Annotated in this window: 16 protein-coding genes; 9 read left to right on the forward strand and 7 right to left on the reverse strand. The window is 59.6% G+C overall.

The window, feature by feature from the left end; translation table 11 throughout:
* Positions 1-3: 3 nt before the first annotated feature.
* The gene (locus tag FHT28_RS29605) at positions 4-2,340 is read right to left on the reverse strand and encodes a glucose/quinate/shikimate family membrane-bound PQQ-dependent dehydrogenase (protein WP_168598159.1); all 2,337 of its coding nucleotides are present in this window, start codon (positions 2,338-2,340) and stop codon (positions 4-6) included.
* 357 nt (positions 2,341-2,697) lie between these two features.
* Here FHT28_RS29605 and FHT28_RS29610 point away from each other — a divergent pair, with 357 nt between their 5' ends.
* A complete protein-coding gene (locus FHT28_RS29610; protein WP_037197510.1) occupies positions 2,698-2,886 on the forward strand; it encodes a hypothetical protein in 189 nt (62 codons plus the stop codon).
* A gap of 41 nt (positions 2,887-2,927) precedes the next feature.
* Here the strand turns inward: FHT28_RS29610 and FHT28_RS29615 are convergent, their stop codons facing one another.
* The 3 genes from FHT28_RS29615 to FHT28_RS29625 form a co-directional block, all read right to left on the reverse strand.
* Positions 2,928-3,656 (reverse strand): alpha/beta hydrolase-fold protein, encoded by a 729-nt coding sequence (locus tag FHT28_RS29615; RefSeq protein WP_168598160.1) that lies wholly within the window; start codon positions 3,654-3,656, stop codon positions 2,928-2,930.
* A complete protein-coding gene (locus FHT28_RS29620; RefSeq protein WP_168598161.1) occupies positions 3,653-4,612 on the reverse strand; it encodes an acetylxylan esterase in 960 nt (319 codons plus the stop codon). The genes FHT28_RS29615 and FHT28_RS29620 overlap by 4 nt, the downstream gene beginning before the upstream one ends.
* A gap of 101 nt (positions 4,613-4,713) precedes the next feature.
* Positions 4,714-5,919: an ROK family transcriptional regulator gene (locus FHT28_RS29625; RefSeq protein ID WP_047560136.1), complete on the reverse strand. Its 1,206-nt coding sequence runs from the start codon at positions 5,917-5,919 to the stop codon at positions 4,714-4,716.
* A 275-nt stretch (positions 5,920-6,194) separates the two neighbouring features.
* Between FHT28_RS29625 and FHT28_RS29630 the strand changes: the two genes are divergently transcribed.
* The 5 genes from FHT28_RS29630 to FHT28_RS29650 all read left to right on the forward strand — a co-directional run bounded on the left by FHT28_RS29630 (position 6,195) and on the right by FHT28_RS29650 (position 12,638).
* Positions 6,195-7,466 (forward strand): ABC transporter substrate-binding protein, encoded by a 1,272-nt coding sequence (locus FHT28_RS29630; protein ID WP_168598162.1) that lies wholly within the window; start codon positions 6,195-6,197, stop codon positions 7,464-7,466.
* A gap of 64 nt (positions 7,467-7,530) precedes the next feature.
* A complete protein-coding gene (locus tag FHT28_RS29635; protein WP_037197516.1) occupies positions 7,531-8,415 on the forward strand; it encodes a sugar ABC transporter permease in 885 nt (294 codons plus the stop codon).
* A complete protein-coding gene (locus tag FHT28_RS29640) occupies positions 8,415-9,266 on the forward strand; it encodes a carbohydrate ABC transporter permease (protein ID WP_037197517.1) in 852 nt (283 codons plus the stop codon). The genes FHT28_RS29635 and FHT28_RS29640 overlap by 1 nt, the downstream gene beginning before the upstream one ends.
* 64 nt (positions 9,267-9,330) lie before the next feature.
* Entirely contained in the window at positions 9,331-10,476 is a 1,146-nt protein-coding gene (locus tag FHT28_RS29645) for an ABC transporter ATP-binding protein (RefSeq protein ID WP_168598163.1), read from the forward strand.
* A 20-nt stretch (positions 10,477-10,496) separates the two neighbouring features.
* The gene (locus tag FHT28_RS29650; protein WP_348645037.1) at positions 10,497-12,638 is read left to right on the forward strand and encodes a beta-galactosidase; all 2,142 of its coding nucleotides are present in this window, start codon (positions 10,497-10,499) and stop codon (positions 12,636-12,638) included.
* 40 nt (positions 12,639-12,678) lie between these two features.
* Here the strand turns inward: FHT28_RS29650 and FHT28_RS36745 are convergent, their stop codons facing one another.
* Positions 12,679-12,804, reverse strand: coding sequence for a hypothetical protein (locus FHT28_RS36745; protein ID WP_280518154.1), 126 nt, complete (start codon positions 12,802-12,804; stop codon positions 12,679-12,681).
* A gap of 230 nt (positions 12,805-13,034) precedes the next feature.
* Here FHT28_RS36745 and FHT28_RS29660 point away from each other — a divergent pair, with 230 nt between their 5' ends.
* The 3 genes from FHT28_RS29660 to FHT28_RS29670 all read left to right on the forward strand — a co-directional run bounded on the left by FHT28_RS29660 (position 13,035) and on the right by FHT28_RS29670 (position 15,947).
* Positions 13,035-13,340 carry a hypothetical protein gene (locus FHT28_RS29660; protein ID WP_113102284.1) on the forward strand — a complete coding sequence of 102 codons (306 nt, stop codon included), beginning with the start codon at positions 13,035-13,037 and terminating at the stop codon, positions 13,338-13,340.
* 143 nt (positions 13,341-13,483) lie between these two features.
* The gene (locus FHT28_RS29665) at positions 13,484-13,783 is read left to right on the forward strand and encodes an antibiotic biosynthesis monooxygenase (protein WP_037197522.1); all 300 of its coding nucleotides are present in this window, start codon (positions 13,484-13,486) and stop codon (positions 13,781-13,783) included.
* A gap of 430 nt (positions 13,784-14,213) precedes the next feature.
* On the forward strand, positions 14,214-15,947 hold the full coding sequence (locus tag FHT28_RS29670) for a GGDEF domain-containing protein (RefSeq protein ID WP_168598164.1): 1,734 nt from the start codon (positions 14,214-14,216) through the stop codon (positions 15,945-15,947).
* A 38-nt stretch (positions 15,948-15,985) separates the two neighbouring features.
* Here the strand turns inward: FHT28_RS29670 and FHT28_RS29675 are convergent, their stop codons facing one another.
* Positions 15,986-16,156, reverse strand: a complete 171-nt coding sequence (locus FHT28_RS29675) for a spore coat protein U domain-containing protein (RefSeq protein ID WP_280518153.1) — start codon at positions 16,154-16,156, stop codon at positions 15,986-15,988.
* Between the two features lie 21 nt (positions 16,157-16,177).
* Positions 16,178-17,077 (reverse strand): hypothetical protein, encoded by a 900-nt coding sequence (locus tag FHT28_RS29680; RefSeq protein ID WP_037197523.1) that lies wholly within the window; start codon positions 17,075-17,077, stop codon positions 16,178-16,180.
* Between the last annotated feature and the right edge of the window lie 294 nt (positions 17,078-17,371).

A 17,371-nucleotide genomic window follows, 5' to 3' on the forward strand; every position in this document is an offset into this window, starting at 1 on the left:
AACTCATGGCAGGGTGTAGCCGATGACGTAGTCGCCCGGCTTGGTGCCGACGGAGCCATGACCACCGGCCACCATGACGACATATTGTTTATTGTCGCTGGCGGTGTAGGTCATCGGCGTTGCCTGGCCGCCCGCCGGCAGGCGCGCCTGCCAGAGCTGCTTGCCGCTTGTCACGTCGTAGGCCCGCAGATAATCGTCCACGGCCGCAGCCAGGAAAGCAACGCCGCCCTTGGTGACGATCGGTCCGCCGATACCGGGAACGCCGACCTTGATGGGCAGCGGCAGCGGCGTCATGTCGTAGATGGTGCCGTTCTTGTGCTTGTAGGCGATCTTGCCGGTCTTCAGGTCGACGCCGGCGACGTAGCCCCAGGGCGGCGCCTGGCAGGGAATGCCGAGTGGCCCGAGAAACGGCCCCATATAGACGCCGTAAGGAGAGCCTTCGTTGCGGTTCAAGCCCTGCTCGCTGCCCTTGTCCCCCGCTCCCTTCGGCGGGATCTCGGCGCGCGGCACGAGCCGCGACGTGAAGGCCAGGTACGTCGGCATGCCGAACATGATTTGGCGTTCCGGGTCGACGGCGACGCTGCCCCAGTTGAAAGTGCCGAAATTGCCGGGATAGATGATGGAGCCACGCAGCGACGGGGGCGTGTATCGACCTTCATACTGATGTCGATGGAAGGAAATGCGGCAGGCAAGCTGATCGAACAGCGAGACGCCCCACATATCTTTTTCCTGCAGCGGGGGCGGCGAAAAGGTCAGATCCGAGATCGGCTGCGTTGGAGAAGCGTGATCCTCCGGAATGGTGCCGCCAGGCGCCGGGATTTCCTTAAAGGGAATGATCGCAGCGCCAGTGCGACGATCAAGGACGTATAGATCGCCCTGTTTGGTCGAGGCGACGAGCGCGGGGACCACGGAGCCATCGGCCTTTGTCAGGTCGAAGAGCACGGGCTGCGCCGGTACGTCCATGTCCCAGAGATCGTGATGGACGAATTGTTGCACCCATTTGAGCTGGCCCGTGTTGATGTCCAGCGCGACCATCGATGAGGAGAAGCGCTCGACATTGGCGCTGCGTCCCATGCCCAGCTGATCGGGCGTTTGGTTGCCAAGCGGGATATAGACCATGCCGAGCGCTTCGTCGGCACTGGAGATCGACCAGCTGTTCGGCGAATTGGTGGTATAGGTCTGCCCGGCGGGCAAGGGTGCCGTTTGGTCGGGGTTGCCCGAATCCCAGTTCCAGAGCAGTGCGCCGGTCCTGGCGTCGAAGGCGCGGATGACGCCGGATTGCTCCTGCGTCGAATAGTTGTCGTTGACCGCGCCGCCGATGATGATCTTGTCTGCGACGATGACGGGCGGCGATGTTGAATAGTAGTAACCGGCCGGATTGTATTTCATGCCGGTTTCGAGATGGAGCGTGCCCTGATCGGCGAAGCTCGGGCAGACCTTGCCATTGGCTGTGTCAAGGGCGATCAGCCGGGCGTCGGAGGTCGGCAGGTAGACGCGGTCTGCGCAAGGCGCTCCGGCGGTGACGGTCTTGTCGTGATAATAGGAGACGCCGCGGCAGGTCTGATGCTGGCGATTGGGGTTCATCCCGGCATTCGCATCGTAACGCCATTTTTCCTTGCCGTCCTTGGCATCGATCGCAATCGCCAGGCTGTGCGGCGTGCACAGGAACAACGTGTCGCCGACCTTGAGCGGCGTGACCTGATAGGTTGTCTCGCCAATATCGTCCGGGCGTTTCACGTCGCCGGTCTGGTAACGCCACACTTCCTTGAGGGTGGCGACATTCTGCGCATTGATCTGGTCGAGCGGCGAATAGCGCTGGCCGAAAGATGTGCGGCCATATTGATGCCATTCGCCATTCGGCCCATTGCCTCCCATGGGAGCGTTCGCCACCACCGTCGTTGGCAGATCGGCTGAGAGGTCGTGAGGGTTGGTCGTCATGGAATAAACTGCAATGAGAACGGCGATGATCAGGGGTATCGCGAGCGGCCAGGGATTGGCCCCATAGTGGACACCATCAAGGCTGCGAAACCCCAGTGGGCGCCGGATCCATGGTGTCAGCAGCCATAGTCCGATCAGGATGATGAGTCCGCCGCGCGGACCGAGCTGCCACCAGTCGAACCCCACCTCCCATATGGCCCAGCCAAGCGCGGCGATTACGAAAATCGCATAGAGCCAGAGCGCGGCCGCCTTGCGCATGGAGAGCAAAATCGCCGTCGCGAGAAAGGCGAGGCCGGCGAGAAGGTAGAAGAAGCTGCCGCCGAGCAGCACAAGCCAAAGCCCGCCGCCGCCGAGCGCGAGCCCGATAAGCGACAGAATGATCGATGTTATGAGAATGGCCATGATCTGCTCCAGTCTATCCGCCGATTTGACAGTGATTGATCGAAGGCATGCAAAGGCGCGGCCGGAATCCCTAACAGGATCTGGAACCGAAAGAGGTCGAAGTCGATGAGAATTGCATTGGCGGCTGCAACCGGCGCCGTGTGCTGGGCGATTTGGATCGATACATCAAGCCCTCCAATCCAGTTGGAGATTGAACGCCAAGATTGCAACAATGTTCCAATCCGGCGAGCCGTTCAAGGTCGATACCGCAGCGCCCGATTTGATTAACGGACGTAGTTAATTTTTTAACAATTGTGCGGATACTAGTGGAACAAACCATGGAATCAAGGGTTTCCGTGCCAAGCCGGAGGAATCGAGATGAATTTGAAGATCGTCACTGCACAGTCGGAGGTAGAGACCGACGACACCGGAACCTATCCGGATGGCATGGTGGAGCGCATTCTTATCGACTTCTCCACAAGCCACGAGCAACAGCACCGCAAATCGCATGAGCGTGACTATGGCGCGCGCAAGGTGATCAGACCCATCCCCGTTGGTCTGATCTAGGTTCATTCACAGCAATTGCTGATCAAGCCTTGGGGCCGTGCTCAAATGTAGAGCGGTGCCATCCGGCGCCACGCGCCGGCACGGTGCGCGCGTCCGTCCCAGACATGCAATCGATGGCTGACCTGCTTGTCAGCCAGAAGCCGGCTCAAATGGCGATTGTTGTCCAGGAAAGGGTCGGCATCGCCGATCGTCAAGACGATATCGACCTGTCGCAGCTTTTCCAGCTGCCAATCACAATTCAGCCCCGGCAGGAAATGCGTCGGCGTATGAAAGTAGATGTCGTCGTCATAATAGCCGTCGAACAGATCGCCGAAGGATTCGATTTGCATCGTCAGGTCATAACGACCGGAAAAAGCGACGAGCTTGCGGAAGAGGTGAGGGTAGCGGAAGACCAGGCTGGCAGCCTGGAAGGCGCCGAGGCTGCAGCCATGGACGATAGTGCATTCATGCGGGTTCTTTTGCGCCATAAGCGGCAGAACTTCGTTCAGTATATAGTCCTCGTAAGCCCCATGCCGGCGGATGCGCTCGGCCGGATGCCGATGGGAACCATAGAAGGTTTCCTTGGCGAGCCCTTCGATGCAGTAGAGCTGCAGATGTCCGGCGTTCAATTTTTCCGCAAGGCTGGCAACGATCCCGATCTGCTCATATTGCCAGAAACGTCCATCCCTCGTGGGAAACATCAGCACTTTGGCGCCGGCATGGCCGAAGACCAGCAGCTCCATGTCTCGATCCAGCCGTGGGCTGTACCAGCGCAGATATTCCCGGTTCATGACACCTTGAAAAGTCGCCCCACCTTGTCACGCAGACGCGCATTCTGCTCGTCCATGCCAGCATAGTCGAAATGGCCGGCATCCAGAATGAAGATTTCGTTAAATTTCTGTAGCGCATTTGCGACGGCGAACTGGCAGGGTGGCGCCACGGCGGGATCGAAAAGGGCAGGGGCTACGAGCATCGGCACTTTGATGCGGCTTGCAGCGATCGCTGCATCGAAGAAACGCAAAGTCTCGAACACGCTTCCATGCTTCTCCTGATAGGCCTGGACGGACTGGGCGCTGCCGACCGTTGGCAGCGTCAGCCAAAGCTGCCGATGCCCGAAGGTCGGGACGACCAGATGGCCGCTGTCGATGCGCGCATCGAAGGGAATTGCCAGAGCCCCGATGCCGCCGCCGAAGCTGATACCGCTGTAGCCGATTTGACCGGCAATCCAGGGATAGAGTGTCTCAAGTGTCGATACGGCGAGCCAGAGATCTTCGACGCAGCCGCCGATAACGTAGGTATCGCGATTTTCGATACCGCTGAGGACGTGTTCGGCCGCATCCGGTGGAAGTTGCGGGCAGGCACTGAGGGACAGGCCGCGGAAACAGGGGAACAGCACCGCTGTCTCCTCCAGCGGCAGATCAAGATCGGGCTGGTCTCTCCCGCCGTAGCCATGTCCGACGACAAGGCCGCGCCGCACCCGGCCTTGGCGGGGAATGAGAAGCCAGCCGTTGATTTGAAACGAGCCTGTCGACGTGTAGCTGATGTTGAAGACGTGCCAGTTGTCGTGGCGCAGTTTACTGCGGCGAAGCTTCGGTTGCGGATCGACGGCAATCGCCGCGCTGTAGCGCTTCCGCCAGAAATCGTCGAAACCAACAGGCGCCTCCGGCGGCATGATGGCCAGCAACTGCTTTAGCTGCATGCCGTAGGTCGGGTCGAAGGCGAAGGGATGGACTGTAGGGGCGCTCATCTGGCGTTTGTCGCGTGAAAGGGCAGGCGATGCAAGACCGAACCGTTGGGGGTGCGTGCTCGCTTTCTGTTGCCAGCAAGCATGGCGGCGATCACCGTTTTCTATGCCGCCGACGTGGTCGTATCAGCGTCACTGCTCCCCATCGTCCCGCCTGATGTCTCGAAGTCGAAGAATTTCTGAGTGACGAGGGCTGCTGCACCACGTGCCCAGGAATTGTCTTCCCAATCGGGCAGCAGCGGCGGTGAGGCAAAAAAAGTGCGGGCAGCCATGCTTGATTTCAGAGGGTCGAAAAGAGCATCGCCGAATGAAACCGCCTCGCCCCCAACAACGATCACCTCGGGGTCGGTGATGTTGACGAGGTTGGCAAGCGCCTTGCCGATCCCGGCACCTGCCTCGCCAAGGATCCTGCTGACCTCTGCATCGCCGGCTCTGGCTGCCTCCAGCATATCGGAGAGGTTTTGGCTGTCGTCACGCCTGGTCGCCTCGCGCCAGGTGCGCAGCATGGCAGGCTCCGAATAATAGGCCATCAGGCAACCGCGCTTGCCGCATTCGCAAAGCCGCCCGTTCTCCTCATGCAAGGTGTGGCCGAATTTACCGGCCGCGCCATGGGCACCCCGGTAGAGCTTTCCATCGACGATCAGCGCGCAGCTGATGCCGACACCGATGGCGAGGACGGCCATATCGCGATATTGCCGCCCGAGGCCAAAAAGCTGTTGGGCGATGGCATAGGCGTTCGTATCGTCCTCGAGCCAGACAGGCACCTTGACCCTTTGCGCCACCATCGATGCGAGGGGCACGTTGTTCCATTTGAAACGAAAGCTGCGCACGCAGATGGCCTGACCGTTGTCGATGACACCGGGCACGGAAATACCGACTCCTGCCAGTCGCGCTTGCGGGCGCCCTGCGGCTTCAACGAGCATGGGCACGGCTTCGGCCAGCGTCTTCGCTACATTCTCCGGCTCGTTATCGATAAGGGTCAGTCGACAGGAGGCAAGCGGGTTGGTTGCCAGATCGGTCACGACGCATTCCACCGAGCCGACCATCAGCTTGAAGCCGATCGCCAACCCGTTGGTGTAGTTGATCTCGACGGGTATGGGCCGCCGGCCCGAAAGCCCGGCCACCGCCTTGCCTTCGGTGACGTGTCCTTCCTCGATCAGATCGGCAATGACGAAGGTGACGGCGGCCGGGCTAAGACCGGTGATCGTCGCTATTTCGGCGCGGCTTTTCGGCCCCTCCTGCCTCAGAAGGTTCAGGATGAGCCGCCGGTTCAGGGCTCGCGACGTGCTCTGGTCGCCTTTCAGTTTCACGATTTCTCTTTCTTAATTTTGTAAATTAATTATTGCGTCCGTTTCAGACTTATGCATAACTTCACCCGTCGATCAACATCCGGCTCGTGCGCAAGCACGAAGAAGTCAGCAATAGGACAAGGTTTCTCGAACCGAAAGTTCCGGGCGATGCAAATGCATTGCCGCGGCAGGTTTGTTGCGACCGTGCGTGGGAGGGCAGGAGGGGCGCCCGCCGCGTGTTCGTACGGCTGGCTGAGCAGGGGTGAGGGTGGACATCACAACGGGAGGAGTTTCAAATGACTTTCAATTTGCTTGGAAGGCCGGCGAGCCGGCGTGTCTTTTTGAAGGGTGCAGGGGCGGCGTCCGTCGCGGCGCTCACCGGTTTTCCGATGCCCGCCATCGCGCAGGCACAGGACGTCAACATCATTTCGGACGAAAACAACGCCGATGCATTGGCGATCCTGCGCAAGATCGCCGACGATTTCGGCAAGCAGGCCGGCGTCAAGGTCGTGGTCAACAACATGGATCACGAGGCGCACAAAACGGCGATCCGCAACTATCTGGTCGCCGGCGCGCCCGATATCTGCTTCTGGTTTTCGGGAAACCGCATGCGCGCCTTCGTCAAGCGCGGCCTGTTCGATGATATCTCCGATCTCTTCGAAAAGGAGAAATACAAGGACGTGCTCGGCCCCGCCGCGGGCTCAGTTACCGTCGACGGCAAGCAGTATGGGCTGCCGACCGGCGGAACGCTTTGGGGCATGTTCTACCGCAAGGATGTCTTTAGTCAGCTTGGAGCGACGGTTCCGGCGAGTTGGGATGATTTCCTGGCTTTCGGCGCCAAGTGCAAGAGCGCCAACCTGACGCCGATCGCCATGGGCACAAAGGAATTGTGGCCGGCGGCCGGTTGGTTCGACCAGATGAACCTGCGCATCAACGGTCTCGACAAGCACATGGCGCTGATGAATGGCGAGATGAGCTATCTCGACCCGGCGCTGAAGCCGGTATTCGACAATTGGGAGACCCTGATCAAGCAGGATTTCTTCACGCCGAACAACACCTCGTTCGGCTGGCAGGAGGCGGGTGCTCTGCTGTCGCAGAAGAAGGCGGGCATGATGAATCTCGGCGCTTTCGTGCGCTCCACCTTTCCGAAGGAGGATCTCGATCAGCTCGCATTCGCGCCGTTCCCGACAATCGATGCGAAGGTCGGTCGTTTCGAGGAATTTTCGCTGAATTCGGTGCATATCCCGGCTAATGCCAAGAACAAGCAGGGCGCGCGCGAGTTCCTCGCCTATTTCTATCGCCCCGAAAATCTCGGCCCTTATCTGGTACCCGGCGGCAACGTGCCGCCGCGCAACGACCTGCCGCCAAGCAAGGACCCGCTGGTCAATGCCGCAGTCGAGGCCCTGAAGACGGTGCAGGGCACATCGCAATATTACGACCGCGACAGCGATCCCGACATGGCCCAGGCCGGGCTCGTCGGCTTCCAGGAATTCATGGCAAAGCCCGAACGGCGCAACGCCATTCTGCAGCGGCTCGAGGGTACGCGTAAGCGTATCTACAAGATCTAGCCTTCCTCCCAGCGACCGGGAGGCGGGGCCGTTGCTCCGCCTCCCCATACCGAAAGAGGACAAAATGATGACGTTCTGGCGCCGCCATCGCTGGTGGCTCACCCCGACTTTGCTGATTTTGCCCGCGGCCGTTCTCTTCTCCGTCGTGATCCTGTGGTCGGCTGTGGAAAGCCTCTGGATCAGCCTGCATGATTGGGACGGCTTCAGCCCGATGGTCTGGATCGGCTTCGGCAATTATGTCGAGCTGTTCAACGACCCGCAATTCTACGTCTCGCTGAAGAACAATGTGATCTGGCTGGTCATGTTCATGGCGGCGCCGCCCATCGGGCTGGCGATCGCACTGCTCGTCAATCAGAAGATCCGCGGCATGCGGCTGATGAAGTCGCTCTTCTTCATTCCGCTGGTGCTCGCCTCGGTCGCCGTCGGCGTCGTCTTTACCTGGGTCTATACACCGCAACTCGGATTGCTCGCCCTGATCTTCGGCTTTTTCGGCGCGGCCGCGCCGGCGGTTCTCTCCGACGAGCACTTCGTCACCTTTGCGATCGTCATCGCAGCGCTCTGGCCGCAGATCGCCTTCTGCATGGTGCTCTATCTCGCCGGTCTCAACAGCCTCAGCGAGGAGTTGATCGGAGCCGGACGGGTCGACGGTGCAAGAGGCTGGAACATGTTGCGCCATATCGTCCTGCCGCAGCTGACACAGGTCACCTTCATCGCCATTGCGGTCACCGTCGTCGGCGCGCTTCGATCCTTCGACATGGTCTCGGTCATGACGCAGGGCGGCCCCTTCGGCTCCTCCGAAGTGCTGGCCTACCAGATGTTCGAACAGTCGATCTTCTCCTATCGCTTCGGCTATGGCGCGGCCATCGCCTCGGTCCTGTTCGTGATCATGGCGGTGTTCATCGTCTGGTATCTCACGCGCATCATTCGCATCGAAGAAAGAGGGGCCTGATGTATCCGCGCCCGATCCCTGAAGATGCCATCTGGCGTCGCCGCTTCTATTTCATCGCCGTGCTCGCCATCCTGATCCTCTGGCTGTGCCCGCTCTTTGCCATCATCCTGACGTCGTTCCGCTCGACGCAGGATGTGATGGGCGGCAATCTCTGGGGCTGGCCGACGCAATTCGGCCTGGTGGATAACTACACCTCCGTCTTCACCCAGACACCGATGGCGCGCTATTTCCTCAATAGCCTGACAATCACCATACCCGCCGTCATCGGCGTGCTGATCCTGAGCACGCTCGCCGGCTTCGTCCTGGCGCGCTATCGCTTTCGCGGCAACATGCTGGTCTTTGCCCTGTTCGTCGGCGGCAATTTCCTGCCCTATCAGATCATGATGATCCCCGTGCGCGACCTGATGGTGCGTATCGGCCTCTACGACACCACGGCAGCGCTGGTCATTTTCCACATCGCCTTCCAGACGGGCTTTGCGACGCTGTTCATGCGCAACTTCATCGCCGCTCTGCCGGACGAGTTGTTCCAGGCGGCGAGGGCGGAGGGCGCGACGCCGTTCCAGACGCTTGTTCACGTGGTGGTACCCCTGGTGCGGCCGGCACTGGCCGCCCTCGCCATCCTGATCTTCACCTTCGTCTGGAACGACTATTTCTGGGCCGTGGTGCTGACGGTCAGCGATACGGTGAAGCCGGTGACGGCTGGGCTTGCCAATCTGCGCGGCGAATGGGTTTCGGCCTGGAACCTGATTTCGGCGGGCACGATCGTCGTTGCCGTGCCTCCGGTCGTGATGTTCTTCCTCATGCAGCGGCATTTCATCGCCGGTCTCACCATGGGCGCGGTGAAGGGATGAGCGATCTGTCCGCCATCCCCGACGCCGTTCCTCATGCCAATCCATTCCTTGAGAGCCCTGAAGCATGACCAGTCTCGAACTTCGTCACGTCAACAAGAATTACGGCGCTTATCATGCGCTGCGCGGCATCGATCTCTCGGTCGAGCAGGGTGAATTCATCGTCATGGTCGGGCCATCAGGCTGCGGCAAGTCCACGCTGCTGAAGTCGATCGCCGGGCTGGAAACGATCTCTTCCGGCCAGATCATGATCAACGGCCGCGATGTCAGCACGGCCGAGCCCGGTGATCGCGGCATCGCCATGGTGTTCCAGTCCTACGCGCTCTACCCGCATATGACGGTCGCCGAGAATATGGGTTTCGGTCTGCGCATGGCAAAAAGGCCGAAGGCGGAGATCGATGCGGCCGTGGCACGCGCCGCGAAGATCCTCAGGATAACCGATCAGCTCGACAAGCGACCGAAACAGCTTTCCGGCGGCCAGCGCCAGCGCGTCGCGATCGGCCGCGCCATCACTCGCTCGCCCGACGTCTTCCTGTTCGACGAGCCGCTGTCCAATCTCGATGCAGCGCTTCGCACGCAGATGCGCGTCGAGTTGAGCGGCCTGCACGCCGAACTCGGCGCGACCATGGTCTATGTGACGCATGACCAGGTCGAGGCGATGACGATGGCAAGCCGCATCGTCGTTCTCAATCGCGGCATCATCGAGCAGGTGGGCTCGCCGCTCGAACTCTACCGCAATCCGATCAATCTCTTCGTCGCCGGCTTCCTTGGTGCGCCGCGGATGAACTTCTTCCCCGTCACAGTCGATCGGGTCACAGGAAATTCGGTTACGGTTTCCGCCCTGGGTCTGGCGCCCGTCGCCGTCGAACTGGCGGCCGGTTCGTCGGTCGAGAAGGGTGCAAAGCTGACGCTCGGCATCCGGCCGGAGAATATCGCGGTCGCGGATGCTCGGCCGGCCGGTGCGGCGATTGCCGGCCGTGTCGGTCTTGTCGAGCATCTGGGTCGCGAGACCATCCTCTATATCGATGCCGGCGAGCTGCAATGTGTCAGTTCCGAAAGCGGCACCGGCAACATCACCGTGCAGGTTGGCCATGTCGCCGGCATCAATGCCGATGCATCGGTCAGCCTCAGCATCGACCCGCGCGAGATCTACCTGTTTTCCACCCAGGACGAGCGGACCATCACCGTCCGCAAGCCAATTCTCGACAAATAACAGTTCAGGAGCCTGATACCGTGTCAGTGAAGAGCAGTAAGAACGACCTTTCCGTATGGCGGACCATCAAGACCGACAGGTTTCTTGTGGGCGCGCCGCATTATCCGGAACATGTCGACGAGAGCTATTGGGAGCGCGATGCCAAGCGCATGGCCGAGGCCGGCTTCAATGTCGCGCGTCTCGGTGAGTTCGCATGGCATCTCTTCGAGCCAAAGCTCGGCACCTTCGATTTCGATCTTTTCGACCGTGCAATCGCCGTGCTGGCGCGTCATGGCATCGACACCATCGTGTGCACCCCGACGGCGACGCCGCCGCGCTGGCTGACGGCCGCCCATCCCGAAATCCTTCGCGTCGATGGCAACGGCCGGACGATGAGCCATGGCTCGCGCCAGCATGCCGATACCGCAAGCCCGGTGTTCCGCGAGCACAGCAAGCGCATTACCAAGGCGATGGCGGAGCACTATCGGGACAATCCGCATGTCATTGGCTGGCAGACCGACAATGAGCTGAATACCAGCATGCCGGAATCCTTCTCCCCGGCGACACTTTCGGAGTTCCAGGCCTTTCTCGCCGATAAATACGGGACGATCGACAAGCTCAATTTCGCCTGGGGCGGCGATTTCTGGGCGACGGCCTATGACGATTTCGGTCAGGTCGTGCTTCCCATCGAGTTCGGCCCGACCTTCCCGAGCCCAGGACATGTGCAGGACTATCACCGCTTCCTCGCCTTCGCGACGGCGCGTTTCCAGCACGATCAGGTGGAAATCCTGCGCGCCACCAAGGCGGAATGGTTCATCTTCCACAATCTCGGCGGCCTTCGCGATATCGACTTCCGCGGCCAGTTCTCCACCGATCTCGATTTCGTCGGCTATGACATCTATCCGATGCTCTACGATGAGTTTCAGCGCATCGGCAACCACGCCAAGGTGCAGGCGCTCCACCTCGATATCTGCCGCGGATTCTCCGGCAATTACATCGTTCCTGAACAGCAATCCGGCTTCGGAAGCCAGCCCGGTTTCTGCACGCTGACGCCGGAGCCTGGCGAAATGCGGCGCATGGCCATGTCGTCGGTTGCGCGCGGCGCCGATGGCCTGCTGTTCTTCCGCTGGCGGCCTGCGCATTTCGGCGCGGAAATCTACTGGATGGGCCTCATCGACCACGATGATGTGCCGCGCCACCGTTACGACGAGGCAAAACGCTTCGCGACCGAGATGACCGCTCTCAAGGACAAGATCCTCGGAACCCATGTGCGCATGGATGTCGGCATCGCCGGCTCGGATTTCGACAATCAGGAGGCGCACAAGACCTATTCGATCGGCCTGCCCAGCCCGCAGGACGATGCAATTCAGTTGCATCAATATTGCTATGACCGCGGCATTGCCTGCGGCTTCATTCACCCGGAGGATGATCTCTCTCGGCTGAAGCTGCTCTATGTGCCGCATTGGGTAATGTGGAAAGACGGCTGGACCGAGCGGCTCGAAGCCTTTGCCCGAGATGGCGGCACGGTCGTCATCGGCGCGCGCACCGGCACGCGCGACGAAAACAACCATGTCATCCGTGAGACAGCACCGGGTTCGTCGCTGACACGGCTGACGGGCGTCAAGGTGGAGGATTTCGGCCGGCTGGCAGCGCCCGGTGCCAAGGGTCTTTTCGACGTCATGTCCCGGTCGGGCGGCCTGGTCATCCCGCCTAATCGCCCGGCGGAATCCCATCGGCGCGTTCGTCGCTTCACCTTCGGCAATCGTGAGATCGATGCGGCTCATTTCTATGAGAACCTGACGGTCGCCGACGATGTCGAGGTCGTGGCGACATGGTCGAACCGTTATGCCGAAGGCCAGCCAATGGCGAGCTTGCGTCGGGTCGGCAAGGGCAGGGTGTTCTATCTCGGCACCTACCTGACGCCGGAGCTGATCGATGCCCTGGCCGACAAGACCTTTGCGGAAGCCGGTATCGGGCCGCTCGTCGGCGATCTGCCCGAGGGAGTCGAAGTGACGATGCGCCAGAACGACGACCGGCGGCTGCTCTTCCTGCAGAATTACCTCGATCAGCGCGCTGAGCTGAGTGAAGTCCCGGCCGGAATCAATCTTCTCGATGACGGCAAGTCGGTATCCGGCACTCTGTCGCTCGAGGCCTATGGCTGCGCCATCATCGAGCTTCGCTAAGCCCAGTCTTTCGGCGCCCGCTTTGTGCGGCGGGTGCCGATCACGGGCTCAAGCTGACAGGGTGATCGATGCGGTAGAGCACATACGGCCGCAGGATATGTCCTTCCGGCACGGTGATGTCGTCAAAATCCCCATCTTCCACGCGCAATATGCCGATCTTTTCCATCGTCAGGCGGCAAGGCGATTTAATCACACATTGCGAAAGGATGGCGCAAACAGCTGGCTTTCTTGCGCAACGATATCGCTTCCATGGTCCTGTTGGAGTATAACTTACCCATGATCAGGATCGTAGCAACGGCCTGAAAAGGTCATCGTGCGCATCGACTATGCGATGCTGACGATAACCAGGAGAATAATGGCCAATAGCCGCAAGCGGCAAAAGGGACCGCGTGAAAAATGGGCGAAGTCATCCAGTTCAGGCCCACGACGAGATATGGCAAGCAAATCGATGCGCAGGCCCGCATAGAAAAGGAGTTGATGCTTCCCTTCACGACGGCGGAAACATCTGGGAGACGACCTTCTCGCGCGAATGTCCCGGATATCCCGCCCTGCGCGGCGTCGAAGAAGAACCTGCCCGTGAACGGCATTGCCATCGTCATCGGTTCTATTCTGGTCTACGCGCTGGTGATATCGCATGTTGTCGGACAACCACATTACTCGGCCCGCGCAAATCTTATGCCGGCGGCATTCGTGCAGAACTAGTTTTATCTCCGCGATATCGGTTTCGGTCACCTTCCTTTGAAGAGATGATCGCTTTCTGGTCTGCCTGATCGGGAACAGTTCCTATCGCCCGACGTTGGTTGACGTTATCCGAGACATCATCCGCACATGAAAGGTGGTGGGTCATGAGCAAACTTGCACTGTATGTTCCGCTGAAGGCCAAGCCCGGCAAGGAGGCCGAGGTTGCCGATTTTCTGCGATCGGCATTGCCTTTGGTCCTCGCGGAACCCGGTACGGCAAGCTGGTATGCGATCGAAGAAGGCCCCGGAAAGTTCGCCATTTTCGACACGTTCGACAATGAAGCGGGCCGGCAGGCCCATCTCGACGGCAAAGTAGCGGCCGCTTTGATGGAAAAAGTACAGGCGGGAGATCTCTTTGCCGAGCCGCCGCAGATCTACAAGCTGAACCTGCTCGCCAGCAAATAAGCATTCGAGCCACCGACCCAGTTCTGGGGCGATAAGGGAGGCCCATAGGCGGGCGAACTCCCTTCTATGGGAGAGACCCCGGCAAAACTCACGTCGTACAAAGCAGCGGCGATCGCTCGCGCTTTGTACGATTGCCCGCATCGCCTTGTCGGTGTCGACTACTTTTTTTGGCCGTTCTTCGCCGCGCCAATGACGCCGAAAACCTCTCTTTGTTGTGCATAAACATAAGGCTATCGTGACTGGCTGACAATTTGCGTAACCTCGTCATCAGCTCGTGAGAAATATTTCATTTCTGTGCCTTAAACGAAAATTCTACCAGTTGCAGTTTATTCTCGATCAAACGGTTCTCGGTGGAGTGCACTTATTGTCGCGGCTTAGAATTCAACAGCTACAGTGGAACGGCGCCATAGCCGTTATCATGGTTTGCTTGATGATGGCCGGCTCGACGATTGCCTTTAGCTTGTCGGATTACATCCACTACAAGCGCGGGGTGACGGAGTTCAAGCGCTTCGATGCCGCCTTGCGTGCGGCTGCCACGATATCGAAGGAGCGGGGGCCGGCGAACAGCCTTATGGGCGCCTCCGAGGAACAGCAGCCGCAATTTGCCGCCGCGTTGAAAGCGAGCCGTGGCGACACCGACGTTGATATCGCCAAGATCGAGACGATCTTCCGGACGGAGATAGATGCGTCGCCGGAAATGAGCAGCGCATTCATGGCCGTCAAGGCGCAATTGGAAGCAGGCCGAAAAGCCGTCGATGCGGTCGCGGCCATTCCGCGCGACGAGCGGAGTGGGACACAAATAGCCGAGGCGATACAGACGATGTTCCGGGCGGCGGACCGGGCGCAGGATTACCGTGACGTAGCGGGACGTTCGATTATCGCTCAGGCGCCGCAGACCGGGGCCGAAGTCATGCTGACTTCGATGGCCGGAACGCTCAGAGAACGCGCCGGAAGATTGGGATCCTATGTAGTCATGATGCTCGCCTCGCAAGGGCAGGCCCGCTCGCACTACCGGGCGGAGTTCGACAATGAGTTGAACCGCCTTTTTGAAGTGAATGCGCTGTTGAAGACCTATGCTCCATCAACGCTGCATTCCCAGGCTATCGCGCAACTGCTGGATCAAGTGACGGTGAATTACTTTGCCGGATCCTTGCCCTATGCGCAGCAGGTTGCTTTTGAGCTGAATGGAGGCAACCCGCCAACGGCGGGGGAGTTCACTCAAAAATATGTTCCGGGGATGAAATCGACGGAGACGTTGCGTGAACTCATCGAAGAGACCGCGCTGACGTCGTTGGAGGAATCACAGCAGAAGGCCTTGAGAGCCATGCTGATATCGGCGCTCTTGGCCGTAACGGCGATATCGGTGGTTGCCGGATTGGCCTATGCGCTCAGGCGATCCCTGTTCCAGCCGATGCTTGCCGCCATACGGCAGATTGACGATATCGCTGCCGGCGACCTATCGGAGCCCGAAGCGATGCCGCACGCCGGTCGGGAAGTGCGCGAGATGTTCCTGCGGCTGAACATTCTGCGGGAGCAGCAGCGTTTCAAGCGACATCTGGAGATGGAGCGCAAATCGATGACGGAGGAATTGAAGCGTCTCTCTCAGACGGATGCGCTGACCGGTCTGCTTAATCGCAGAGCGCTCAGTGAAGCAGTCGAGGAATTGCTCGCTGCTCCGCGATCCGGATTCCGTGGTTTCGGCATCGTCATGTTCGACATCGACCATTTCAAGTCGATCAATGATCGGTACGGCCATGCCGTCGGCGACGTCGTGCTTCAAAGGACGGCTCAGATATTGAGCCCATGTCTGCGCCCCGGGGATCTGTTTGCGCGCTATGGCGGCGAGGAATTCATCATTATATTGGGCGACGCGACCGAGGCAGTCGCTCAGGCAACAGCGGAGCGGCTGCGCGCGACCTTGGCCCACGCCGTCATCAGCGAAGAGCATGGGTTGCGCGCCACCGCCAGCTTTGGCGTCGGCTGGCGAGCAGAATGCGCTTTAGGGGCTTGGGAGGAACTGGCGGGCGTGGCGGACAGGCGACTCTATCAAGCCAAGCGAAGCGGCCGCAATATGGTTTGTTCCTCCGATATGCCTGAGACGGCGGCGGCCGTATCGACGGTTGGAACCAGCCGGCGCAGCGCAGGCGGCGCAGATGCGGCATGAGGGAGCCGCGAGGGTCCGTCGACATATCGCATTTCGTATCAGTAGGTGAGTGTGACGACCACTGTGTCGGTATAGGTTCCCGGTAACGGCGTTGTCTGGGGCGACACGCGACCATAGACAGTCAGAGCTTGAGCTGTGTTGATGAATACCTCAAAGTAGACGTCACGTGTCCCGGCGGGCAAGTCGGCGGTTACCGCTGCGGCCGGCAACGTGCACCCTGGAGGCCTGCGTCAGGCGGTCAGCGTCGAGGTTGCATGCGATCTTTCGTCGAGACGGTCGGGTGTATTGAGCACCGCCGCGCTCACCGCATCGATCATCGCATATTTCTCGGCCTGATAGTTCCAATATTCCGACACGAAGGTGTGGGACAGCCAGAAGCTGCTCTTTCCCGGCGCGCCGGCCCATCCAACGCTGCCGAATTCCGCCGCCCGTTTGAACAGGCGCTTCAGGTGAGTTCTGGAAATCATGAACTGGCTCTGCATCACCTTCATGGAAAGGGGACCGATGAGGATCTTGTCGGCCGCAAAATCGACCGAGGTGATGCGCGAGATGAGATAGTCCATCACGACGCCGCCCGATGTCGCCCAGTTGAACAGGCTGAACGTAACGCCGGGATTGCGGAGAATGTCACTATCCATGATCCGCTTGGCGATGATCGGATGCATGCGCCATATAGCCTCCGGATTGATAGCGACCTGGGCCATCCGGTCCCCGCCGTCGAGCGTATCCAGCACGACGAGATGGGTATGGATCCATCGCATCATATATTCGCGCGTCAGCTCCGTCGGCTCCAGCAGCGTGATGCGGCGGTCCGAACTCTGCGGCACCGGCTGGATGAATTTATAGGCCAGCATCTCCTTGAGGAAGGCCGCGGCAGTATTGCGGCTGGCAATGCCGTGCTTCACGGCAAAGTCGACGAACCGGCTGCCATATAGCCCAGGCGTCGGTTCATCCGGATAGCCGAGAGAAAGAGAAAAGCCCGAATGAGCCATGAGCCATCGCTGTTGCGCAGCCATAATCGACGCTATCCGGGGATTCTCGCTGTAAATGGCCATGAGCTCGTGTGCGCTCTGCAATATGGCCGATAGAAAATGCTCATCGCGACCAAGTTCTTTTGCGGTAAATACCATGCGCACAATAATATCTTATCTTCGAATTCGAGATGGAATCGTGGCTCAGCCCAGCCACGAATTATTAAAATCACAAGACCATTTGCTTGTCTTGCGACATTCCCGATTAACTTTAAAGATAAAGCTTAATGATGCAGCCTTGCATCATCATCTTCTTTCGGCCCATCGCCGACGGGCGCTGCCCACCGACAAACCGCGTCTCCTGATGAACGAAGGTTCTGGTCCGTCAACATTTCTTTGCAAAAGGTCCGCAATTAGCCATGTTTCGACAAAAGCTGCGCCACAGTTCTCGTG

It is taken from the genome of Rhizobium sp. SG570 (genome assembly GCF_012275345.1).
Taxonomy (GTDB): Bacteria; Pseudomonadota; Alphaproteobacteria; order Rhizobiales; family Rhizobiaceae; genus Rhizobium; species Rhizobium lusitanum.